This is a genomic window from Lacinutrix mariniflava, from assembly GCF_001418015.1.
Taxonomy (GTDB): domain Bacteria; phylum Bacteroidota; class Bacteroidia; order Flavobacteriales; family Flavobacteriaceae; genus Lacinutrix; species Lacinutrix mariniflava.
In genome coordinates, this window is record NZ_LIQG01000017.1 from 190,725 (window position 1) to 215,852 (window position 25,128).

At 30.2% G+C, this 25,128-nt stretch carries 20 protein-coding genes; 13 read left to right on the forward strand and 7 right to left on the reverse strand.

Going from position 1 to position 25,128, the window contains the following annotated elements; translation table 11 throughout:
• Window positions 1-261: 261 nt before the first annotated feature.
• The 8 genes from ASC44_RS02265 to ASC44_RS02300 all read left to right on the forward strand — a co-directional run bounded on the left by ASC44_RS02265 (window position 262) and on the right by ASC44_RS02300 (window position 8,777).
• Window positions 262-1,299, forward strand: a complete 1,038-nt coding sequence (locus ASC44_RS02265; RefSeq protein WP_055446000.1) for a sensor histidine kinase — start codon at window positions 262-264, stop codon at window positions 1,297-1,299.
• A 3-nt stretch (window positions 1,300-1,302) separates the two neighbouring features.
• On the forward strand, window positions 1,303-2,034 hold the full coding sequence (locus ASC44_RS02270; protein WP_193787254.1) for a LytR/AlgR family response regulator transcription factor: 732 nt from the start codon (window positions 1,303-1,305) through the stop codon (window positions 2,032-2,034).
• A 135-nt stretch (window positions 2,035-2,169) separates the two neighbouring features.
• Window positions 2,170-2,469: a hypothetical protein gene (locus ASC44_RS02275; RefSeq protein ID WP_055446001.1), complete on the forward strand. Its 300-nt coding sequence runs from the start codon at window positions 2,170-2,172 to the stop codon at window positions 2,467-2,469.
• A 234-nt stretch (window positions 2,470-2,703) separates the two neighbouring features.
• Window positions 2,704-3,282, forward strand: a complete 579-nt coding sequence (locus ASC44_RS02280) for a DUF6515 family protein (protein WP_055446002.1) — start codon at window positions 2,704-2,706, stop codon at window positions 3,280-3,282.
• 1,229 nt (window positions 3,283-4,511) lie between these two features.
• The gene (locus ASC44_RS18485) at window positions 4,512-4,727 is read left to right on the forward strand and encodes a tail fiber domain-containing protein (RefSeq protein WP_161804994.1); all 216 of its coding nucleotides are present in this window, start codon (window positions 4,512-4,514) and stop codon (window positions 4,725-4,727) included.
• 90 nt (window positions 4,728-4,817) lie between these two features.
• Window positions 4,818-6,656: a leucine-rich repeat domain-containing protein gene (locus ASC44_RS02290; protein WP_055446004.1), complete on the forward strand. Its 1,839-nt coding sequence runs from the start codon at window positions 4,818-4,820 to the stop codon at window positions 6,654-6,656.
• A gap of 301 nt (window positions 6,657-6,957) precedes the next feature.
• Complete coding sequence (locus ASC44_RS02295; protein WP_275044194.1) at window positions 6,958-7,998, forward strand: aspartyl protease family protein; 1,041 nt, start codon at window positions 6,958-6,960, stop codon at window positions 7,996-7,998.
• A gap of 179 nt (window positions 7,999-8,177) precedes the next feature.
• Window positions 8,178-8,777 carry a DUF6642 family protein gene (locus tag ASC44_RS02300; RefSeq protein WP_055446006.1) on the forward strand — a complete coding sequence of 200 codons (600 nt, stop codon included), beginning with the start codon at window positions 8,178-8,180 and terminating at the stop codon, window positions 8,775-8,777.
• Window positions 8,778-8,990: 213 nt separating this feature from the next.
• Here ASC44_RS02300 and ASC44_RS02305 read toward each other — a convergent pair whose 3' ends face one another.
• From ASC44_RS02305 to ASC44_RS02315, 3 genes are read right to left on the reverse strand one after another with little or no spacing between them, the layout of a single operon-like run.
• Window positions 8,991-9,731, reverse strand: a complete 741-nt coding sequence (locus ASC44_RS02305) for a hypothetical protein (protein ID WP_055446007.1) — start codon at window positions 9,729-9,731, stop codon at window positions 8,991-8,993.
• Window positions 9,728-10,687 (reverse strand): hypothetical protein, encoded by a 960-nt coding sequence (locus ASC44_RS02310; RefSeq protein ID WP_055446008.1) that lies wholly within the window; start codon window positions 10,685-10,687, stop codon window positions 9,728-9,730. Before ASC44_RS02310 ends, ASC44_RS02305 begins: the two co-directional genes overlap by 4 nt.
• A 2-nt stretch (window positions 10,688-10,689) precedes the next feature.
• A complete protein-coding gene (locus ASC44_RS02315; RefSeq protein ID WP_055446009.1) occupies window positions 10,690-12,441 on the reverse strand; it encodes an amidohydrolase family protein in 1,752 nt (583 codons plus the stop codon).
• 158 nt (window positions 12,442-12,599) lie between these two features.
• Here ASC44_RS02315 and hpf point away from each other — a divergent pair, with 158 nt between their 5' ends.
• Window positions 12,600-12,902: a ribosome hibernation-promoting factor, HPF/YfiA family gene (gene hpf, locus ASC44_RS02320; protein WP_055446010.1), complete on the forward strand. Its 303-nt coding sequence runs from the start codon at window positions 12,600-12,602 to the stop codon at window positions 12,900-12,902.
• A gap of 659 nt (window positions 12,903-13,561) precedes the next feature.
• On the opposite strand, the gene ASC44_RS02325 is transcribed toward hpf, so the two are convergent.
• From ASC44_RS02325 to ASC44_RS02335, 3 genes are all read right to left on the reverse strand, one after another.
• Window positions 13,562-14,794: a class I SAM-dependent rRNA methyltransferase gene (locus ASC44_RS02325; protein ID WP_055446011.1), complete on the reverse strand. Its 1,233-nt coding sequence runs from the start codon at window positions 14,792-14,794 to the stop codon at window positions 13,562-13,564.
• Between the two features lie 5 nt (window positions 14,795-14,799).
• Window positions 14,800-15,918 carry a DEAD/DEAH box helicase gene (locus tag ASC44_RS02330; RefSeq protein ID WP_055446012.1) on the reverse strand — a complete coding sequence of 373 codons (1,119 nt, stop codon included), beginning with the start codon at window positions 15,916-15,918 and terminating at the stop codon, window positions 14,800-14,802.
• Window positions 15,919-16,006: 88 nt separating this feature from the next.
• Window positions 16,007-17,560, reverse strand: coding sequence for a DEAD/DEAH box helicase (locus ASC44_RS02335; RefSeq protein WP_055446013.1), 1,554 nt, complete (start codon window positions 17,558-17,560; stop codon window positions 16,007-16,009).
• A 102-nt stretch (window positions 17,561-17,662) separates the two neighbouring features.
• Between ASC44_RS02335 and ASC44_RS02340 the strand changes: the two genes are divergently transcribed.
• Window positions 17,663-18,478 (forward strand): DUF1853 family protein, encoded by an 816-nt coding sequence (locus ASC44_RS02340; RefSeq protein WP_055446014.1) that lies wholly within the window; start codon window positions 17,663-17,665, stop codon window positions 18,476-18,478.
• Window positions 18,479-18,537: 59 nt separating this feature from the next.
• On the opposite strand, the gene ASC44_RS02345 is transcribed toward ASC44_RS02340, so the two are convergent.
• On the reverse strand, window positions 18,538-20,271 hold the full coding sequence (locus tag ASC44_RS02345) for a DUF2891 family protein (protein WP_055446015.1): 1,734 nt from the start codon (window positions 20,269-20,271) through the stop codon (window positions 18,538-18,540).
• A gap of 579 nt (window positions 20,272-20,850) precedes the next feature.
• Here ASC44_RS02345 and ASC44_RS02350 point away from each other — a divergent pair.
• The 3 genes from ASC44_RS02350 to ASC44_RS02360 all read left to right on the forward strand — a co-directional run bounded on the left by ASC44_RS02350 (window position 20,851) and on the right by ASC44_RS02360 (window position 25,114).
• Window positions 20,851-23,148: a type IA DNA topoisomerase gene (locus ASC44_RS02350; RefSeq protein WP_055446016.1), complete on the forward strand. Its 2,298-nt coding sequence runs from the start codon at window positions 20,851-20,853 to the stop codon at window positions 23,146-23,148.
• 59 nt (window positions 23,149-23,207) lie between these two features.
• Entirely contained in the window at window positions 23,208-23,795 is a 588-nt protein-coding gene (locus tag ASC44_RS02355; RefSeq protein ID WP_275044192.1) for a pseudouridine synthase, read from the forward strand.
• A gap of 71 nt (window positions 23,796-23,866) precedes the next feature.
• A complete protein-coding gene (locus ASC44_RS02360) occupies window positions 23,867-25,114 on the forward strand; it encodes a mechanosensitive ion channel family protein (RefSeq protein WP_055446018.1) in 1,248 nt (415 codons plus the stop codon).
• The last annotated feature ends 14 nt before the right edge of the window (window positions 25,115-25,128 follow it).

The following is a 25,128-nucleotide window of genomic DNA, read 5'->3' on the forward strand; positions in this document are numbered from 1 at the left end:
TGAATTTTAAATGACATTCCAGAAGATATTGCTTTTGGTAGTAATGTGTGTTTTCATTTTATCTTTATAATAAACAAAAATTACTATCGATAAAATCTGAACATTGGTATAGCAAATAGTCCAAATCGTCTATTATGTAAAAAAATAAATAACAATTAGTTTTATATTTGACGTGTCCTCTTAAATAGGAATTATCACAACATTGATTATAATCTCTTTTAGTGTTATTCGATTTTATAACAAGACTTAAATCATAACCAAATGCATAAAAATAAAAACATAACAATCTTTTCTCATTTATTAGTTTGGATTGTACTATTTAGTATGCCATACTTTTTATCTTATGGACAGGAACAAGATTTAAATAGGCTAGTGGCTCATTTTTGGATTCCATTAATATTTTCTGCAATTATATTTTATCTCAATTATTTTATATTAATCGATGCGTTTCTGTTTCCTAAAAAAATGATGCAGTTTGTTGTTATCAATGCTGTCATTATAATGATATTCTTATTTTTAAAAGAATTTATAGAAGATACTTATTTTTCAGATTTAGTAAAAAAACGCTCTGGTAGCAATGGAGGTGAAGGACGTCCTTTTAAGATGTTTGTATACATTCAAATACTATCTTATATGGCACCTTTACTATTTTCAATAGCAATAAAAACAACAAAAAGGTGGGTAAGAACAGAGACTGAACGTAAAGAAGCTATTAATTTTAAATTACAGTCAGAATTACAACATTTGCATTACCAATTACAACCGCATTTCTTTTTTAATTCGTTAAATAATATTTATGCTATGGTTGATATTTCACCAGATCAGGCCAAAACATCAATACATAGCTTAAGTAAATTAATGCGTTACATGTTATATGAAACAAATGAAGAATCTATAGCGTTATCTAAGGAAGTCGAGTTTATGAAAAAGTATATCGATTTAATGAAGTTGCGAGTGTCTGATAAAACAGTGGTTAATTATAGTTTTCCTTCAGAAGCAACAACAATTAAAATTGCACCTTTATTATTTATATCATTAATAGAAAATGCTTTTAAACATGGCGTATCGGCAAGTAAACCAAGTACGATTAATATAAATATGACGTGTAATGATAAAACAGTTTTGTTTAGTATTGAAAACGATAATTTCCCAAAAAAAACAGACGATAAAAGTGGGTCTGGAATAGGACTTCTTAATATCGAAAAACGTTTAGAATTATTGTATCCAAATAGAAGTAGTTTTAAGACCTTTGTAAAAGACGAGCGTTATATTGCGCAATTAGAAATAGAAACACACTAAATTATGAGTAATATAAAAATAACCTGTGTTATTGTAGACGATGAGCCTATGGCGCTTAATTTAGTAGAAAGTTATGTAGAGAAAACACCTTTTCTAGAGCTAAAAAAGAAGTGTAGTAGTGCTATTGAAGCTATGGAGTTTATAAAAACAGAACCTGTAGATTTATTATTTCTAGACATACAGATGCCAGATTTAACTGGTATTGAGTTTTCTAAAATGTTACCAAAAGAAACACGTGTAATTTTCACAACAGCATTCGACCAATATGCTTTAGAAGGTTTTAAAGTAGAAGCTTTAGATTATTTATTAAAACCTTTTGATTATGCCGAGTTTCTTGCTGCTGCAAATAAAGCACATGCTTGGTTTGAATTGCTAAAAGGAAAACAGCAGAGTAGTAATGTATCCAATGAAAAAGAATTCCTATTTGTAAAATCAGAATATAAGCAACTACGTATTAAGTTGGCTGATGTGTTGTATTTTGAAGGGTTAAAGGATTACATTAAAATTTGGTTAAAAGATAACCCTAAACCTATTTTAACTTTAATGAGTTTAAAATCTTTGCAAGAAGAGTTACCCGAAACTCATTTTTTGCGTGTGCATCGTTCATTTATTGTGTCTTTAAAAAATATTGAAGTTATTGAGCGTAGCCAGATTATTATCAATAGACAACGTATTACAGTTTCTGAGCAGTATAAACCTGCTTTTCTAGAATTTGTAAATAATAACTCTCTTTAAAAATATACTATTTATTATTTGGTCTATAAAATCATGTGTTTGGTAGATTAGTAATTAGCAGATGTCTATTTTACACTTGAATATTTAGAGACGCAGTTATCTTTGCGGTAACATTAATAATAAAACAAATATATCATGAAAAAAATACTACTAACCTTAGTCGTTACAGTAAGTTTATTAAGTTGTAATAGCGTTAAAAACGTAAATACATCAAATATTGCAAATGCAGCAACTTTATTAAGTTCATTAAGCTCCAACTCTACAGTTCAACAAATATCTAGTCTTTTTAGTTTATTAGATTCTAATAAAGATGAAGCTATTAGCTCTACAGAAGCAATAGGATCTGTGTCAGAAAATTTTAATGTTTTAGATACAGACAGTAATTCAAGTTTAAACTTAACAGAGTTAACAGGTTTACTTGAGTTATTAAAGTAATCTATTTAAGTAATTTTAAAAAGGTGCACTTAATAGTGCACCTTTTTTTATGCGGCATATTTAATAATTGTATAAGTTAATAGTATTCAATCTATAAAAACAATGTATAGGTCGATACAATTTTGGCATTGGTCTATTTGCTTTTTTTTAGGGTTTTATCCCTGTACCTTTAAACTATAGAAGCAGTACAGAGTCTTAGTATTGTAATTTAGTTTAACCTTAATACAATTAATTATGAAATCACTTATTAAAATATACGTACTACCAGTGGCATTTTTGTTGGCATTAACCACACAAGTATCTGCACAAACAACAAAACGTACAGTAGCTAAGACAAATACTAAAAAATCTGTTACTATTAAAAGAATACCAAGTAATAAAGTAACTTATAAAACACAGAAAAAGAAAGTAGTTTCTGTTAGAAATGTACCAAATAAAACTGTAGTTAATCATAAAGGGCAAAATTACTACTATGCAAACAATAAGTATTATACACAGTCTAGAGGACGTTATATTGTTATTGCTCCTAAAGTAGGATTCAGAATTAAAACATTACCTGCAAATTATAAAAGAGTTCAGTTTAACAACGGTTTCTATTTTAACGTCAATGGTACCTTTTACACACAAACAAATAATGAATATGAAGTTGTGGATCCAGAAGTAGGAACAATAGTTTATGAACTTCCTGAGGATTACGAAAAAGTAGTAATTAACGGTGAAACATTTTATGAGTATGCTAATATTTTATACGAAAAAGTACAGTACGATGGCACAAGGGCCTACGAAGTAGTAGGTATTATAGAGATGAATTAGTTTTTTTTTGATTGGTTAATAGTGGAAATGAGGATAGTTTTATAATTATCCTCTTTTTTATTTTAGACAAATTGAGGAATCTAAAAAAACTTTTTCTCAATATCCTCAGGTTTTACAACTTCCGTTTTTGCTATAAAATTCATGAGAAGATAAATGGCCATTATATGACAAATAATGATTAGTACAGTAAAAGTTTTACTAAAGATTAAAAACTCATTAATTGGAACGAGTACAATTTGACAAAAAGTAAAAATACCAGAGGCTAGTAAAATTGTACCATTATTATAATTATCATTTATATAAATAATTGCGAATGTAATGGTATAAACAATTAGACTTAAAGTGGCTAAAAAGATAAAAAAGATGTGATTATCCGGAATAGAGTATATAAGTAGTTCCAGAATATTATATAAAATATAGGTAATTAATATAACACTAACTATAACTGGGAAAGATAGTAACGACCTAACTTTTCCTTTATGTAAGTATTTTTTGAGAACAAATGCACAGCATATTAAATATAGAGAAGCGAATAGCGCAATCCATTCGAAACAGCTTTCAAAGCAATAAAGCGAGAGTATATCTGAAGTTAATGTTGCAAATAAGGCAAACACAAAAAATGGGTTAGCCTTTTTTTAGTCAGACTTAAGTACTTTAAAATTATTGAAACAATTACAATAGGTGTTACATATAATAATTGAGCCTTGTCAAAAAGAATGCTCACAACAATAGATGCCAAAAAGGAAAGGTAAAATATAATATCAATAGCATTCGTGTTTTTAAAAAAACGAGTACTAATAGATTCTTTTTTTTCATTTAATGAAGGCTTTACTGTGTTTGCATCAATCCAAAGATATTAATTAGTTTCTATACATGGAAATAGTATACAACTATTATAATGTATAATAGTAACATAAAAGGAATTGAACACTATTTATAATGTGTTTTACAAATTAAGTCAATTGGTTAAATTCTCTTATTGGTAGACTTCATATAGCTATTCGTCTATTTACTTTTTCAAATACATTTTATACTTATACATTTAAACTATTAGAACAAAATATAGTCTAAATATAAAAATAAAGATTAATTGATTTGGTTGGTTAATTAATAGTAGAAAAGGAGAATGGTTTTTTTATAACTGTTCTCCTTTTTGTTTTCTAACAAACAGAAATAGTTACTATCGATAGGATATAACATGATGTAACACATGCGGGAGTCCTATTAGTTTGGACAATTCCTCAGAGAAAAGATGTAAAAACACAATTGAAGATTCAAATTTAGACTTAATTATTAGATTACAGTTTGTATCATACTTTAGAAATAATGACGAAAATAACAAACTAGAATGTGGTTTTATTACTCAAGAATTAAAAGAAACTCAAAAAAAAGTAGTTCAAAAAAAAATGGGATTATTATTGAGGATACCGCCGAATGCATGTTAAATGAGAACTTGGTAATTCAATTGCATTATAATTGAATGCATTTGTTTAAATTCGTGTTCATCTACCATATCAAGACATATCATATTTATAATGGCCTATCACTCTTCAGAAAATGATACTTTAAACTTATCAAACCAATCGCTAAAAACGGTACCTAAAAGCATTTTAGAGAATCCCAATCTAAGAGTACTTAATTTAAAAAATAACCAGCTTACAGAGTTACCAGATTTTATTACAGAATTAAAGTATTTAGAAGTACTAAAACTTCGAAATAACAACTTTAAAATTGCGCCAGAAATAATACTTAAGTTTAGAAATTTAAAAACACTATCGCTTTCCGAAAATGAGATTACAATTATTCCAGAGTCTTTTAAAGCATTGTCTAATCTAGAAGATTTCGATTTTGGATCTAATCCGTTAATAGACTTCCCGCAATGGATTGATAAATTATATAGATTAAAAGACCTTGGAATCTACGATCTTAAATTAGAACATTTACCAGATGTTGTTACGCGAATAAGATATTTGGAAACACTTTCATTAGATGGTAATAATTTAATAACGCTTCCAAATGCTATAGGTAATTTACGCTATCTAAAAAATATATGGGCAGAAGGCAATTGCTTTGAATCTTTACCAGAAAATTTTGGCGATTTAAGACAATTGGAAAAAGCTAGTTTTGGCGTAAGTAAAATTAAAGCACTTCCAGAATCTATTAGTAATTTAAGACAATTAGAATATTTAAATGTAAGCGAGAATAACATTAAAAAGTTACCTGAAAATATAGGTATGCTTAGTCATTTAACTTGGTTAGATATTAGTTTTAATGAAATAACCACGTTACCAAGTTCGTTTTCGAGATTAAATATTAAAGATTTAGATTTTTTGTTTAGTAGAAACCCATTCGATGATGCTACTAAACGAGAAATTAAAAAGTTATTCCCTAATACTGATGCTTCCGAATTAGAATTTAATGAACCAGAACCTAATGATCCAGAAAAAGAATTTATTGGGCCAGAAAACAAAAAGACTTTAGTTTCTAAAAGTGAAGAAAAACCTGTATTCGCAACACGGAGTGTAAGCGAAGAGACGATTAGTAAAAACCATAAAAGAGTTAAAAAACAGTTCAGTTCGCCTGCTCCAATAATTGCAATCATATTATTTGCGGTATTAATAATTACCTTTTTTGTTACTACATTAAGCGAAAAAAAGCCAGTTACAGAAATTACTTCTCAAGAGGCAGAAATTACGGATCAAGGAGCAAGTAACGAACATTATAGCGCCTTTATTAAATATAGAAAACACCGTGAAAAAATACTACGAAAAAATAGATTTATTTATGTCTATACCAACGATACTAAGCATTTAAGAGCTACAGTACAACCTAATATAGAATTTAGTATAAGTTCTCATGCGCCTTATTACTCAAAAGAACGCGAAAAAACAGATGCGTTAAATGCGTTATTTAATGATAAGAGTTTGGGATACAATGTTATCTTAAATAACAAACGTGCTAGATTTACTCAAAGTAAAATATACGATTCTGTTTTTAATAAGGAAACACCCAAAAAATATAATCTCGTTGTCGATTATAAAATGGGTAAAGACGAAATTGAAATTAGAAAAAAATATGCAGATAAAGGCCTAAATACTAATAGTAAAGGCAGCAACAAGCTTCATAATACTCAAAGAATAGTGCTTACAAGTCAAGTGCTTTCGGATAGAGAAATTAATACTGAATTTAAAAGTATTACAGCACCAATTTTAAATTTAGACGCTAAAGATTATCGTTTTTACTTTTCTCCACACGATAATAATTATAGTGATAAAGCTTTTAATGACGCCATATTAGATCTTGAAGCTATGTTTTTAAAAATAAATAATAAACATAGTCTTGGGAAAATTTATAGGTTAACTTTAAGTAGATAATAATAACTCTTAATTATTAGAAGTTAACAATTAGTTATCACTATAATTATTGAGACATTAACAAATTCTTAATTAATAATAAATCTATAATTAGCATTTTTGTTTTGTAAAACCAATAAATATGATGCCTTATTAAAACATTAAGCTTGTTTGTATTCTTTTAATAACACTCCAATCTTCTTTATTATGTTCTTCTCAAAATATAAATAAACTATTAAAAAAAGGTAGTGTTGAAGATAAAGATTACACTACAACCTTTAAATACGAACCTTATGGTAATGCTATAATTGTTAAGGTATTAATTAAAAATAAAGAATACCGTTTATTGTTTGATACAGGCGCAGTTACTGCTATTTCACCAAGAATGGTTGAGGAATTAAATTTAGAGACTTTAGGTAAAAAAGAAGTTTTTGATATCAGTACAACGTCTAGAGTATTAGACTTTGTAAAAATAGATACTATACATTTTAATTCGATTAATTTTTTAAATACAATTGCAGTTGTACTTGATATTGAAACTGTAAAAGATTTTAAATGCTTAAAAATAGACGGTTTTTTAGGTGCTAATTTCATGATGAATTCTATTTGGGAAATAGATATGGTTAAACAAGAGATTACATTTACAAATACTATCGATTCTATTACTATTCCCGAAAACGCGCCTTATTCTAAAATTTTTATTGGGTACGATGGTACACCTGCGATTACATCTTTTTTAGGTAAGGAAAAATTATACAGTACTATTATAGATTACGGTTATGGTGGTGGTATTTCTCTTTTTTCTTATGATTTTAAAAATCTATTAAGCAAAAACCCGGAAATTAAATACATCAAAAATAATGGTAGCAATTTAGCAGGTGTTTATGGAGATATAAAAACCTCGAAATCTTATAAGGCCATTGTAGATAATTTTAAAACAGGAAAATTTGAGGCTCCAAATACGCTTATTTCTTTTGGCGAAATAGAATCGAGGGTTATTGGTGCAGGATTTTTAAAAAATTATAAAGTGGTTTTAAGTTGGAAACATCGTAAAGCATGGTTTATTGACAATGTTAAACCAGAAGAAAAAATAACAGTTAAAGCTAACGGATTTAGGTTTAGACTTGAAGAACAATCCGTATTTATCAGTTCAATTTATGAAAATTCTGAAGCAGAACAAAAAGGTTTAAAAATTGATGATAAAATTTTAAGTATAAACGATTTTGATTATACAAATGTTACTGACGAAAAATGGTGTGAGATATTAGCGACCAATCATTCAGACAAGCAACAAATTACTATAGAAACAAATGGTGAAGAACGAACTGTGCTTGTAGAAAGGCAAGTTTTATTGTCAAATTAAATGTTTTTAAAAATCCGTCTCTTTATTTTTAATAAAATTAAGTTTTCTAAATAAAACAATAGGAGAGAGGTTATTATTTTAAACTCTTAAAAGTGAGTATAGTTTGTATGTAAATCACTTAAAATAAAAAAGATTTATAATATTTTTGTACTTTATATATTTAGCATAAACTCTAAGATTTGTTAGAAAAAAGACAACAATTACCGCAAGAAGAATTAATAGATACAGATTATTTTATTTTCTGTTTAGAAGCAGTTCAAGATGTAGAAATTGATACCGTTACAGAAGCTCAAAAAAAGTTAGAACAATTAACCTTGCAATATGGTGTAGATAGTATTTATAATACATGCGACACTATTGAAGGATTAGAAACGAGTATAAATCGATTGGTCTTAGACGATCATAATTATAAAGATTATGAAATAATTTACTTTATTATACCAGGCGAAGGAAATAACATTTGTTTAAACGATTACTATTATAGTCTACAGGAAATTGCCGAAATCTTTGAAGGACGATTAGAAGGCAAAATTTTACATTTCTCAAATGTTAAAGTTCTAGATTTAGACGAAGAGGAAGCTCAATATTTTTTGGATGTCACAGGCGCAAAAGGTATTTCTGGATACGGTAATAAAAGTATTGGAATAACCAGCTCAAATCTTGATATTGCATTCTTCAACTTATTTAATGAAGATGATAATATGTTAGATGTCGTAGAAGAGCTGCATCAAAAACATTATAAAATGTGTAAACTACTCGATTTTAGATTGTATTATTAACTAAGTTTCTTTAAATGTAGGTATTGTTTTCTTTTAAAAGATAACAATAAAACTATTGGTTTTAATGTTATAAAGACATTTTATATAACGTCGTATTATAATTCTTTTTTTGAATTATAATTAATATTATGTAAAATAGAATATTTTAAACCTCACATAATAATAACTAAACATCCTCCACCAGACAAATTATAAGAATAGTAATAAAGGCAACTAATCATTAAAATTAGGATGGTATTTTAATCTCCGTTTTTGAGAACCCTCAATACTTTGTGTATTTCCTTTTAAAATAATGCGTTTGCCATTTAAGTGAATAGTCTTAACGGTATCTAATTCCGTTTTTTTATTTTCCTGAATGGCTAGAATCCGTTTACTTTTAATAAACCGAATTGGAATACTATATACATCTCTTAAAGTTACTAACTGATTATTAATTGGTGTGTCATCTTTCGTTTTGCTCAATAATGTAGAAATTATATAATCGCAAGCTTTATTATTTCTTGGAGTCATTTGCAATGTTAACGTTTCATTTTTATTAGTAAATACTATAGCATTCTGCTTCATTATTCCGAAGTAAACATTTTCTAAATCATTAGCAAAAACATAGTTTTTATGTAATTCAGTATTAAAATTATCAGGTTCCATGTCAAAACTTCTATCGGTTTTAGTTGTTAGATAAATAACTTTATCTCCTTGTTTTTCGATTAATAAATACAATTCTTCTCTTACTTGCGTACCATTAACCGCTAGTATATTATTGGGTTTGCAATGGTCATCACAACTTAAAAAACGCTCACTACCTTCTACCTCTATTTTTTCGCATAATCTAAAAACATAAATACTATAGTTAGAAACATCTATAACAGCTTTAGTCGCTATCTTATAAGTATTTGCACAGGCATTTATCATTAAAAAACCAATACCAACAACCACTATTTTTAATACCGTTTTCATAATTGATTTTTATAATTAAACGACTCAAAAGCACCACCAACAGCAATACGATAACCATAAAAATAATCGGGATGGTATGGAATATCTCTACTAAAATGAAGAATATCTTGTACATCCCAAACATTAACATCGTACGCGGAAATGTAGCCTGAAAAATTATGATTAAAACTGCTCGCGGCTAATGTCCATTGTTGCTGATTGAAACCAAAAACAGATTTGTTTTTATAAGGAATGTGGTCAAGTTGTAATTTATCGCCAGCATCGAAGGCAAAAGGCTGCCAACCTGTAAACTTATGAAAACTCAATGCTATTAAATTTAAATATGCTTGCGATTTTAAATGCGCGGAAAGTACTAATCCGCCAGTATAATAACGATCTTTTTTATCTCCAAAAATATTTAAAACTGGTCCACCATCATTATAATAAGATAGTTGTACTGTTCTAGCTACGTTTAAATTAAAGAAACCTAAACGTTGGGTACTTCGGTTTTTGTCTGGATTAAAAATAATATTAGATCCAATAGACACCGAGTGTTTAAAGGTGTTTTGCAAAGGATTGGCAGTAAAATCGGCAAAGTGATATAATGGTACTATCCTATCCTCTAGTCTATTTATTGCTGTAATATTTTGACCTCCAATGGTTAGTGTAGCATTCGTGAAAAAGTCTAAAAACAGACTGTTTTTATAGTCTCTACTTAAATTACTTCCTAAAATCCCACGATTATAGAGCATCACTCCCAAATGAGCTGTTGGTAAAATACCAAATCCGTTATTATTAATGCCTACATAATTGCCAATACCACCTGCAGCACTAGCTCTAAACTTTAGCTGGTATCCATTCTGAACTTCGGCAGTTAATGTAATACCAAAACCAAGACGCAAATTGTCGATAGTATGAGATTGCGCTGTGCCTAATTTAAAAATAACAAACAATAAAATAATAGCTATGTTTTTCATTTTTAAACAATTAGATGGTCTTCTTTCTGGTTTAAATACGTTTTACTAAAATACTTGCGTAAAAAAGCATCTGTATTATTATAAAACACTTTATCTATAGCTTCTACCCAAGGTTGTCCAGCCATTAGATCATCAATTTCACTAAGCGAATACTGTGTTTCACTTGGTAGATTAATCACATTAAAACCTTGATATTCTGGCATAACATAATTGTTTAAAGCTTCAGAGATTTTTGCTCTAAAAGCAGGTAAATCTGCCGATGTACTATAATGATCGAAAGGATCTACAATACCATCATTATCTGTACCTAAACAAATGGTCTTCCACGCTTCTACTTCATCAATTTTAGAGGTCGTTTGTGTTTGGTTTTCTTTTCTAATATAGGCAAGATTCACCTTTACTATATGAAACACATTGGTTAAAAACATTTGTACATGAAGTTTCTTAGTGGTTTCAGCATCTGCTTTTTTAAGGAGTTTCCTGAAGGTATTACCTGGCATTCTTCCGTCGTGCATACAAATACCAATTAAGCCGTCAGATTTAAAAATTTCAACAATATCTTCATCTGTTAAATTAATATCCCAAAGACTTACGTACGTGTTTTTATCGAGTTTAAAACTATCTTTATCTGCCAAGGCTTTTGCTAATGTAGCAATACCGCTTACTGCTGTATGACTGCTAATAATTGGAACATTATCTTGCAAAGCATCACTATCTGCACGCATGTTTTCTAGTAATTCGTAGTAACTTTCTCGCGATTTAATAGACATGTGCTTGACGTCTATTAATATTCGCTGACCATTATCTCGAGAGAGCAAATGACCTATTATTAATTGCATTCCGAAGTTAGAAATCCCCAAATCTTGACCTAAACTTTGGTCGAAAATATCAGCAAAACCAGGATCAAACGTGCCTTTGGCATCCATAAAGCTCTTAGCATGACCAACCAGTAAATTATTAAAATGGTGTGCATAGGTTATAAAAAATGGAGGAAACGCTTCTTTCTTTATCGCTTTAATATTTTCAATAAATGAAAGCTTCAGTTTATTCTGTCTGTCTTGAGGTAGATTTTCAATTTTGGCAGTTTCAAATAAATCTTTCTTATTATAAACACCCAACGCATGCATACCTTCTATTGTCATAATACCACAAACGGTTCCATTAGATTGCATTTCTAAAAAATGCTCATAATTTTTTACGAGGTTAAATTTAGGTTGTTTACCATGAATGGTTTTATTTGAAACACTTCCACTAGCATTCAATAAATATTGATATTCAAAGATATAATCGCTAAAATAATCGATGGTATCAATGTCATCATCATGAATAGGATCTATTAAACGACTTGCAGTCTTAATAGAAATTCCGGAAAGTAAAGACGCTATTTTCTTATCTATTGCAATAGCATTTGAATTCATTTTCTTTTTAAAAATAATACCTAATATAAAGCGATGAATACCAGTACTCTTTTTAAACGGTCTGTTTGGTCTTAAAAACGGTTTTTCTATTGGGTAAACAGAACAGAATATTAATCGATTATGGCCTTCAAAACAACGCTCTAAATTAGACTGCGAATAGGTAGCCATTTTCTTTAGAACAATGTTAATTATCCATTTTCTAACACTTATTCCTTTAAAATAGTCTTTTGGTTTCTTGTTTTCAAAGCTATCCCAAATGGTTTTTATGTCTGTGGCGTTACCATGAGGTTTTAGGCTAGGATGATTATGTAAATCTGAAATTGGTTTGTTATCCATTGATTGTAAATTAATTATAGCATTTAAGAATAAAAATACAAAAAATATAACAATTGAATCATCCTCTCCCTAATAGATTAAATTCATAATTTTTGGTTAAAAAGGGATTCTGTATTACAGTTTTTTGTATATTTAAGTACAACTTAAAACAATAATATATGACAGTGAACTATGAATACGATGGCGTAACAGCTAGCCCAGAATTAGAGACTTACGTAAAAGGAAAAATAGATAAATTATTTAATAAATATGAATTTATAGTACGTGCAGATGTTTTTTTTAAGACAGAAAACACCTCTACTAGAAATTCTAAAATGAAAACATCTATTAGGCTTAGCGCTCCAGGACCTAGATTGTTTGCCGATACCACAAGCGATTCTTTCCATAAAAGTGCATCAGAAGTTATTGCAGCACTTGAGAGGCAACTAGAGAAACGAAAAGGTGTAATGCAAACGCATTAAAAAATATATAAAACATTGAATTAAAGCTGCTCTAACGAGTGGCTTTTTTTATTTAATATGAATTGTATATGTCATTGCGAGGCGTTTTTACGAGGTGGCAATCTTTTGAATATTAGTAATATATTTTATGTGTTTTAATTCCTCTTTCTTCAAATTTTATTTAATTAAAATCTAAATTCATTCTTGGCTTTGTAAAAAGAGGAGCGCTACAACGATACAAACTCTTTTTATAAATTTGATATTAAATCTTTCTCGATTACCGCAAAACACTGTAATCACGCGCTCCTTCCTTTAGTTAAAGGAAGGTGGATTCTGATTTATCAGAATTCGGAAGGTTTGAAGAAAAAGGCGAAGCACTTTTAAAAATATAAAGCATCTTAATCTTTAAGTGTTTTAACTCCGCTTTCTTCAGATTTTCTTTAACTGAAAATCTAAATTCATTCTTGGCTTTGAAAAAAGAGGAGAGCTACAACGATACAAACTCTTTTTATAAATTTGATATTAAGTCTTTCTCGATTACCGCAAAACACTGTAATCACTCGCTCCTTCCTTTAGTTAAAGGAAGGTGGATTCTGATTTATCAGAATTCGGAAGGTTTGAAGAAAAAGGCGAAGCACTTTTAAAAGACTTAAACAGAAACAGTTTAAAACAATAACTAATTAACCCTCAAAACGATAATAGCCACACTTTAAATAAGCACCTTCTGGAAAACCAATAGGATGATCGCTATCATGATATGTTTTTAGAATACATTCTGAAGTTCTACTGCTTTCGTTTAAAACATGAGTATTAATGTCGAAAAATACATCGGCTAACACTCGCGAAGAACACGATGCTAAAACCAATAAGCCTTTTTTAGCAGTAAGCTTAACACCTAATTGCGCTAATTGTGCATACTTCTTTTTTGCTAATTCAATTTCACTTTGTTGCTTTGCAAAACTTGGAGGATCTATAATAACAACATCAAAGGTTTGCTTGTCTTTAATCATTTGCTTCATGGCAGCAAAAGCATCATCTGCAATGGTTTTGTGCGTTCCAGTATATGGATTCAATTTCCCATTTAAAACAGCTATTTCCAAAGCTTGTTTACTAATATCTAAACTAGTAACTTCTTTTGCGCCATTCGCTAATGCGTGTACCGAAAATCCGCCAGCATAACTAAACACATCTAAAACCGTTTTTCCTTTACTCCACTCGCCTACTTGCTTTCTATTGGCTCTGTGATCTAAAAAGTAGCCTGTTTTATGACCTTTTATAACATTTGCCGAAAAATTAACATCATGTTCTACAAACTCAACAACTTCATGCTCTAAAACACCATAAACAACTTCTCCATTTTGGAGTTTGTGTAATTTAGATTGTTCCATACTTCGGCTAAGTCTAATCACTATTGTTTTAGCCTTAGAAACAGCCTGTAAGCTTTCTAAAATAGATTCTAAATACGGAAGCCATATTTCAGAATAAATTTTCACAACTAAAACATGTGCATAAACATCTGCAATTAGTCCAGGAAAACCATCGTTTTCACCAAATAATAAGCGGTAGCTGTTGGTGTTTGTTTGTAATAAAGATTGACGTTTAGCAAAGGCTTCTTCAATTTTAGTATTGAAAAACTCAGCGTTTATAGTTGCGCCAGTATTTCCGCTATGCAGCATTTTTATACGAATAGGCGAATTCCCATCATACAAACCAAGACCAATAACTTTGTTTTTATTTTTTCCGAAGATAATAGCCAAATCGCCACTTTTCGCGTCGTCGTTAATTTTAGTAATATTATCACTAAAAAGCCAAGGATGACCTTGTAACACAAAACGCTCTCCACTAGCGTTTAGCTTGGTTGCTAATCGTTTAGGCGTGTAACTTGAAGTAATACTTTCAGTAAACTGCGACATGATAATTATAGCGTAAGTTCCTTAATTTTAATACCTAAAGTCTTTTCTACGTTCGCAATTTTGTTAAGCTCGCTTGGTAGAATTAACGCAATAGATTGTCCTTTTTTTCCTGCTCTTGCAGTACGTCCACTTCTATGTGTGTAGTATTCTATATGTTCTGGTAATTGGTGGTGGATAATAAAAGCTAGGTTATTAACGTCTATTCCACGAGCAGAAACATCTGTCGAAATTAATATCTGTAAATTAGTATTCTTAAACGCACGCATTACTTTATCACGCTCTTTCTGCGTCATATCACCTTCTAAAGCATCTACATTAAAGTTTTCCTTTTGTAACTGTTGCTTTAAAGATTGCGTTCCTGCTTTTGTTCTACAAAATATAATACCACGTTGGTCTTCTCTTTCTTCTAATAGACGCATAACTGTATGTGCCTTATCGACTATAGACGATTTCACATAATGATGAGAAATATTAGCGTTTACAATACTTTCGCGATCAATTTCTACACGAGCAGCATCTTTTGCAATGTAACGCGATACGATGTTTTTTAAGTCATCTGGCATAGTTGCAGAAAACAACCATGTATTACGAGCGCTTTTTGTAGTTGCATCTAAAATGGTATTTAAATCTTTTTTAAAACCCATACTTAGCATCTCGTCTGCTTCGTCTAAAATAAGTGTATTAATATGCGTTAAATCTATAATATTTCTATCTAATAAATCTACCAAACGACCAGGAGTTGCAACAATAATGTGCGTTGGACGCTGTAAATTACTAATTTGTATGTCTATTTTTTCACCACCATAAACACCTTCAACAAAAATCTTTTTGGTATTGTATTTCGTGAATTTAAATAGTTGCTTTTTAATTTGCTGCACCAGTTCTCTGGTAGGTGCAATAATTAATGCTTGTACGGCTCTTTTGCTAGGATCTACTTTATGTAAAGCAGGTAAACCATAAGCTGCCGTTTTTCCAGTTCCCGTTTGAGCTAAACCAATAAAATCTTTTTTAGATTTAATTAATATTGGTATAGCTTGTTCTTGAATATCTGTAGGTGTTTTAATTCCTAATTCTTTAAGCGATTTTATGTAGTCGTTATGTATTCCTAAATCTTTGAAAGTCATATTGCTATATTTTTTAGTCGTTAGACTTTAGTTTTTATATGCAAAATACAACAACTGTAAATTGCTACTGAATACTCTTTAATGAAGATTACTCTTCAGGTGGAAATCCGTTAATATCTTCGAAAACTTCATCAAAATTAGTACGTAAATAGGCGTTTAATTTCTTTTTGTAATCGTCTTTTAACCATTCTACAAAGTTAAAAGTGCTTTTACTAATACACTTTGTATAACGTTGTATGCGGTAATCTATATCGTCTTTCAGCATTTTAGCTAAACCTAAAGCATCCCATACATCTTCACTGTTCTCAATACAAATTCTTGCATGGTGTGCAATAGAACGTTCTAATATAACTTTAGAAGAATCTCCTTCTCTAACCGATTGAATGTACATGGCTTTAATGTTAAAATAGACATCTTCAGACTTTGCAAATTCAGCTCTAAGTGCCTCTGGCATTTCATATCTAAAATTTTCTTCTAAATCTTCATCACTTAAAATACCATCAAGGTAAAAGTTAGGAGATCTAAATATTTTATGCCAATCTAAGTCGCTTCCCCAAGGTCCAAAACGGTGAAGGTTGTTTCCTAAATCTATAACAGTAAACTTATTTTTACTTTTTAAAATACGCGATCCACGACCAATCATTTGGTAGTATAAAGTCAACGATTTTGTGGCTCTATTTAAAATAATACAATCTACAGTTGGCTCATCGAAACCTGTGGTTAAAATACTTACCGAAGTTAGTATTGCATCTGGTGTTTCTTTAAACCATTTTAAAATGGCTTTACGCTCTTTTTTAGTATTGTTATTATCTAAGTGCGCTACATTGTATCCTGCTCTTCTAAAAGTGTCGTAAACGTGTAAAGAGGTATTAATACCATTATTAAATATTAATGTTTTCTTGTTTTTACAACGTTCCTCGTAAGATTGCACAAGCTTGGTAAGCATGTCTGTATTTGTATATAAATCTTCAGAAGATTTTACAGTATAATCACCATTAGCACCTACAATTAAAGAGGTTAAACCTACATTGTAAGAATACACTTCGGCACGTGCTAAAAACTCATTTTCAATTAAAGAATGGATAGTTTCACCAACAATTAATTCGTTATAATTATCCTTCATTGGAAGGTTAATATTACTACTTAAAGGTGTTGCTGTTACTCCTAGTATAAAAGATTTCTCAAAAAACTTAAATAATTTTGTAAACGAGTTGTAGTGTGCTTCATCAATAATAACTAAACCAATATCACTAATATCTAGTTTGTTATCTGTTAAACGATTATTAAGCGTTTCTACCATGGCAACAAAGCAATTAAAATCGCCTTGATCACTTAAATCGGCCTTAGAATCTACAATTTTATTGCTTACACCAAATTCTGAAAGCATATTAGATGTTTGCTTACAAAGCTCAATTCTATGCGTCATTACTAACACTTGCTTTTTATGAAGCTTTAAATACTGACGTACAATTTCAGAGAAAATAACCGTTTTACCACCACCTGTAGGCAGTTGATAAAGTAAATGATAATCTTCTGGAGCATCTTCGAAACAAGTAAAAATCTTATCAATTGCACCTTTTTGGTAACTATATAAACTCTTGCCTTCTTGTCTTTCTTCTAATTCTAAAGCTGTAACCTTCATTAATTTTTTTGAAATTTTGAGATGTGCAAAAATACAACGAATTAAAGGCTTTCAAACAATAATATTTAAATTTTTTTTAAATGATTACTTTCGTAAACTCTTATGAAAGATATCTCAGACAATTTACAAGCGCAGTTTAGCGGATTCTATAACACACCACACTTGTTTTTAGAGCCCGTTTTAGACATACAACCTTTAATAACAAAAAAGCAAAACACACCTGTTTTTGAAGGTTTCGGATTAGAAAAAATAAGACTTGGACAGCGTGTAGAACGGTTTGTTGGTGCAGAGTTACGACTAAATAAAAATATCAATATTTTATCTGAAAATCCACAAATTCAAACCGAAAACAATATAACTATAGGCGAATTAGATTGCTTGTATTTGGATGAAGAACAACCAATACATTTAGAAATACAATTTAAGTTTTATTTGTATGATGAAACACTTGGTGATACTGAAATTGACCATTGTATTGGTCCCATGCAAAGAGATAGTTTAATAGAAAAACTAACCAAACTTAAAAAAAAGCAACTACCACTACTCTATGTGGACGAAACGAAGCCGTTGCTGGATAGTTTGAATTTTAAAGCTAAAGATTTTATTCAAAAAATATATTTTAAAGCTCAAATTTTTGTGCCTTACGGAAGAACAATTCATCTTAAAACGTTAAATCCAAAATGTATTTATGGTTTCTATTTTAAGTATCCTGAATTACCAATGTTTAAAAATTGTAAGTTCTATAAACCAAAGAAAACCGATTGGCTACTTGATGTTACTCAAAATGTAGATTGGAAAACCTACGATGCTATTTTGCCAGAATTGAACGTCTATGAAACCGAAGGCTATTCTCCACTATTATGGTTAAAGCATGAAAATGGTGAGATTTCTAAGTGTTTTGTTACCGCTTGGCAATAACTTTGATTATGTTTCATAAGTAAGTAAGAATCTCATGATTGTTTACTTTAAAGTGAAATTTAAATTTTTATAAATCTTGCTCTTTCCTCTTTGTTATCGTTTTTTATAAGTATAACATAGACTCCTGAACTTAAATACGCTAAATTAATTTTTTCAACTCCATTATCATGAGTTTTATTATATACTGTGCTTCCTTTTGAATCTACTATTGTAAGCTCAGTATTAGAAGTATTATAGTTATTGATATTTAAAATATTATCAACAGCAGTTGGGTATATAATAATTTCAGAATTGATGTTTTGTCCAAAGTTGTTGATCGTTAAAGTGTTGTTCTCTGGATAGTCTTCTACCAATTTAAAACCAAAAACTCCAAAGTTTGGAACCCAATGTGATAAATAAGTGAAATAAGTTATTGGATCATTATCTTGCTGTATTTTTAAATATTGAAATACTTGGTCATTATGTGCAATAAAGGCATCTTTATACCTTATTTCTCCTGTATGATGATACATAAGCCAATAACCCCAAGACTTAGAGATTACTAAACCAGCTTTATGGGCCGGCTCTAAATTAAGGTCTGTAAAAGGTAGATCGGTAGAAGAAGAATCATAAGCTTGAATTAAATTATTCCAAGCGGTACCACTTGTTAAGCCTGCTTTTGTATATAATAAAAGCGCAATAGCTTTTGGGTCAAAAAAATCACCTTCTCCAACAGTGTCCCAATTAACGCTATCAGCATAATTATTTAACTGATTTATTACATATGTACTTGTAGAGTTTAAACCGTTTTGTTCCGCATAAATATATAAATTAAGTAACTGCCAGTTAAAATTAAAATATCCTGAATCAAGACTATTATTATAAACGGAAAAGTTGTTAAGGTTATTTAAAACATGATTATAACTTAAGTTATACGAATTTTGCGCTAATGGTTGAAGAGGATTTGAAACTCCATTATAAATAGATTCATCCAAATATGTATTATAATTTAAAAGCCAAGGCATACCATATTGAATTTCTAACCATTGATAAGGACTAGCATAATTTAATTCTCCTTGAACATTAGGAGCTGTAAATTGAATATTTACATCATCTATAAAAGTAGAGTAATCATTAAGAAAAAAACCTGCGTAATTAGTGGCTAAATGTCCATGAATTGAAGAGTGCCAATCATATGAGCCATGAAAAATTGGAGCAGCCAAATCCACTCCTGTTGTGGTATTAAATGTATCATCATGTGCTTCTTTAGCCCAAATTTCTAATAGAGTATTAATATCTGTTAAAGCTCCAAAACTATTTAAATCATTATAATCACTTGAAGAATTAAAACGCATTTCTGTTTTTTTTAGAGCATACGGATAATACCACATTTTAACATCTTCAGTTTTCTTATCAAAGCCTATGTCTATTTTATAACCTTGATCTTCATTTTGCAATATTCCTTCACTAATTAAACCGTTTTCAACAATAAAAGAACAATACGTTTTTTCATTGTTTGTAGACGTCCCATTAAATTGAATTCTATTATTATCAATTTTGATCCTATTAAATTTCACATTAATATCTTTTAATGGGCCCATAAAATCAATTACAAATATTACATTATCAATAGCTTCATATTTTAATAAAGCATTAGTATTGTAAGTTGAACAGATGGAGTTATTTGAATTGACGTAAGAAAATTCACATTTATCAGCATCATTTTTTTCGTAAATCTTTAATTCTTTTAATTGACCGTAAGTAGTAATGACTTGAAGTAAACAGAAGATTAAGGCGAGTAGATTTTTTTTCATACTTTTATTTGTGATAATTTTATAAATGTATAGAAAAAAACCTGTTTATCGGTTAGATATATTTGCAAAAGAGAAACAATTCTGTTTTTTATTATCAAATAAACTATTTAATAAAAGTCAAAACTATAAATCCTTATCGCCTAACTTTACTAAAGTAATAAAATCACATTTTCAAATCTATTATAAATTGTAATTCAACCAAATATAATAATAATAATAATTAAAATAACATCTTGAATAAAGGCATCTTACACACTTTACTCTACTACATTGTTTTACTAATAACTTATTTATTAGTAACACTATTCAATTTTGAGCCAAGTATTGATGTCATTAAACTAAAACTCGCATTTTGGTTCATAGTATTAATTGTCGCTTCAATTGCAATATTTCTAAATTGCATATTTATTATTTTAATTAAATACAGAAAATGGCACGAAGGTTCATTATTTGTCCATTTTATGGTATTGCTTTTTTGTTTCCTTCTTTTTAATCAATAATAGTTAATAACTCTAAGTAACTTCAATCTAAATTCATCTTTGAATTTCCTATTTTGCGGCACATAATTTAAAGCACAAAATGAAAGTCTGTATCGCCGAAAAGCCATCTGTAGCAAGAGAAATCGCTTCTGTTCTTGGAGCCACCACAAAACGTGATGGTTACTACGAAGGCAATGGCTATGCGGTAACTTATACTTTTGGTCACCTTTGTACACTTAAAGAACCAAGCGATTATAAACCATATTGGAAAAGTTGGGATTTAAACAATTTACCAATGCTTCCTGAGCGTTTTGAAACCAAAGTTTCTAAAGATGCTGGTATAAAAAAACAATTTAAAATTGTAAAAAGTTTATTTGATAGAGCAGATGTTGTAATAAACTGTGGTGATGCAGGACAAGAAGGAGAATTAATACAGCGTTGGGTATTAAACCAAGCTGGTTATAAAGGAAAGGTAGAAAGACTTTGGATTTCGTCGCTTACAACCGAGGCCATAAAAGAAGGTTTTAACAACTTGAAACCTTCAGAAGATTACGACAATTTATACTATGCAGGTTTTTCGCGTGCTATTGGAGATTGGCTTTTGGGCATGAATGCTACACGTTTATACACTGTAAAACATGGTGGCTACAAGCAGGTACTATCTGTTGGCCGTGTGCAAACACCTACTCTAGCCATGCTAGTAAATAGGTTTAAAGAAATAGAAAATTTTAAACCACAACCCTATTGGGAGCTGCAAACCATGTATCGCGATACATTATTTAGCTACGAAGAAGGTCGTTTTCTTAAAGTTGAAGATGGAGAAAAACTTGCAGCTATTGTAAAAGCACATGATTTCGAAATTGTATCAACAACGAAAAAAGCAGGAAATGAATATGCACCAAAACTGTTCGATTTAACAGGTTTACAAGTATATTGTAACACTAAATTTGGATTTAGTGCAGACGAAACTTTAAAGATTGTCCAGAAGCTATACGAACAAAAGGTAGTAACCTACCCAAGAGTAGATACTACATTTTTACCAAATGATGTGTATCCAAAAGTACCTGGAATACTTAAAAACTTAACTAATTACGCTGCTTTAACAGCGCCGCTTCATGGTAAGAAGCTAAAGAAAACGAAAAAGGTTTTCGATGATAGCAAGGTAACAGATCACCATGCTATTATTCCAACCGGACAGCAAATAAACTTGCAATACAACCAGCAGCAGGTTTACAATATTATTGTGCGTCGTTTTATTGCTGTGTTTTATCCAGATTGTAAAGTATCGAACACCACAGTTATTGGTAAAGCAGAAAAAGTAAAGTTTAAAACTACAGGTAAAGAAATTTTAGAAAAAGGATGGCGTATTGTATTCGAAAACCCAAATAGCACTTCTAAAGAAGCTGGTATGTTACCAACATTCGAGAAAGGCGAAAAAGGGCCGCATGAACCGTCGTTTTTAGAAAAACAAACCAAACCACCAAACCAATATACGGAAGCCTCACTCCTACGTGCTATGGAAACAGCCGGAAAACAGGTGGATGACGATGAGCTTCGTGAGATTATGAAAGAAAACGGTATTGGTCGTCCTTCTACACGTGCCAATATTATTGAAACGTTATTCCGAAGAAAATATATAAAACGAAATAAAAAACAAGTCATTCCTACGGTTACAGGAATTCAGTTAATAGATACTATTACTAACGAGTTGCTGAAATCTGCCGAACTTACCGGAAAATGGGAAAAGCAGTTAAAAGATATTGAAAAAGGGACTTTTAGCGCCGGAAGTTTTATTAAACAGATGAAACAAATGGTAGATCGTTTGGTTTACGAAGTGCGAAGCGAAACTAAGAAAGCTAATATATCTTCGGTTAATAATAAAACAGCAACAGCTACTAAGAAAAAAACGGTTAAAAAAACGTCTGGTATTGCCTCAGAAAAATGTCCGAAATGTAAAAACGGATCTGTATTAAAAGGTAAATCGGCTTATGGTTGCTCAGAATATAAAAAGACTTGCGACTTTGTTATTCCTTTTCAGTTTGAAGGAAAAACCATCTCAGAAAAGCAATTTGTTAGGTTGTTTCAAAAAGGCTCAACCGTTAATTTAAAAGGTTTTAAGGTTGATAATGTTTCAACTGAAGGCTTAGTGAGATTTGATGAAAATTTTAAGTTGAAATTAGAACCTAAAAAAGTTAAACCTGAAACGAAGAGTACTTCCGAAGAAAATATTTGTCCGAAATGTAATAAAGGAACCATTATAAAAGGAAAAACAGCTTATGGTTGTAGTGCTTATAAAGAAGGTTGTGATTTTAGATTTACTTACGACTCTATTAGAGAAAAAGCCAACGGACAACAATTAACCAAAGACTTGGTTTTTAAAATATTAAGAGGGAACTAAAACTATTTTTGTCAGTCGTCCCAAGGCGGGAATCCACATTATAACTATATAATACTCATTTGGAACCTAATACACACAAACACTTTAAAATATTTAAACCCTACGGCATGCTTTCGCAATTTGCTAGCAATTCTAGTAAGCAACAACGTAAAAGGTTTTTAGGAGAATTAGCCGAGTTTCCAATAGGAATAATGCCAATTGGTAGGCTCGACGAAAAAAGTGAAGGTTTACTATTGCTAACTACAGATGGAAAATTAAGTAACTTTATAAATTCTAGTGGTATTGAGAAAGAATATTACGCTTTAGTGGATGGAGATATTACTCAAGAAAAGATTGATGAACTCAAAAAAGGTGTAGAAATTGGTTTCGATGGTAAAAAGTATCAAACCAAACCGTGTAAAGTCTATAAATTAGAATCTGATCCAGATTTCCCAGAGCGGTCAAAAAAAATTCGTGATGCTAGACATGGTCCAGTTTCTTGGGTATCTTTAACAATTACAGAAGGTAAATTTAGACAAGTTCGAAAAATGACAAGTGCAGTAGGCTTTCCAACCTTAAGATTAGTGCGTGTTCGTGTTGGAAATATAGCACTTAATAACATGAAAAATGAGGAAGTTATGCCTATCGATATACCTGGTACGCTTTAACTATTATTTATCGTTTTTAATAGTTTATACTGAGTAAATCTGACTAATTTTGTTTAAAATTTAAACTAAAAATGAAGGAGCAAATCGCCTATTTCTTTTATAATTACTACGAAGCTTTTGGATTATCTCCAAAGTTGGCTAAATATGCCAATATGCTTACATTGTTACTAATAGCACTTATTGTAACCTACGTTATAGATAGAGTCCTTAGAGCTATTTTACGAGCACTATCTGTTCGTGTGGCAAAACATACCAAATCTCCTTTTGATGATTTATTATTGGCTAATAAAGTGCCAAGAAATGTAGCACATATTGTTCCTTTATTAACGGCATTAAAAATGCTTCATATTGTTTTTATAGACTTTAATTATATAGAAACGCCTATTCGTAAACTACTTCAGGTTCTTTTTATAGTCTTAACATTATGGATTGTTAGAAGTATTTTATTTACACTTGAAGATTATTTTAAAACTTTACCTCGTTTAAGAGATAAGCCTATAGATAGTTACATTCAAGTATTCATGATTTTTGCGTGGGTTGCTGGTATTTTTGCAGCAATTGCTGTGTTTAGCGATGTGTCAATTTTAAAGTTTATCACTGGTTTTGGTGCGGCTTCTGCTATTATCTTACTTATTTTTAAAGATACTATTCTTGGTTTTGTAGCCAGTATACAGGTATCTATTAACGATATGGTTAGGATTGGAGACTGGATAACCTTCGAAAAATACGGAGCAGATGGTGATGTAACAGAAATAAACCTTGCCACAGTAAAGGTTCAGAATTTTGATAATACTATTACTACTATTCCTACCTATGCTATGATTTCAGATTCGTTTAAGAACTGGCGTGGTATGACGAATTCTGATGGCCGTAGAATTAAAAGGCACTTAATGATTAAGCAAGATTCTATTAAATTTCTAACTCCTGAAGATATAGAGCGCTTAAAAGGTATTGAGCTAATTAGTGTCTATTTAGAACAAATGGGAGAGAAAGTAGATAAGTATAATGAAGATAATAATATAAATAAAACACTTAGACTTAACGGTAGAAACCTTACTAATATTGGTGTTTTTAGAAAATATACTCAAACGTATTTAGAAAATCATTCTGCTATTAATAAAGACATGTTGTTAATGGCAAGACAGTTGCAGCCTACTACACAAGGTGTTCCTTTAGAGATCTATGCGTTTAGTAAAGATAAGCGTTGGGAAAATTACGAATATGTAATGTCTGACCTCTTTGATCATTTTTTAGCTGCAATTCCATTCTTCGAATTAGAAATATTTGAACTTCCAAGCTCTACTACTTTTAAGGTTTAATAGCATTTCTATGC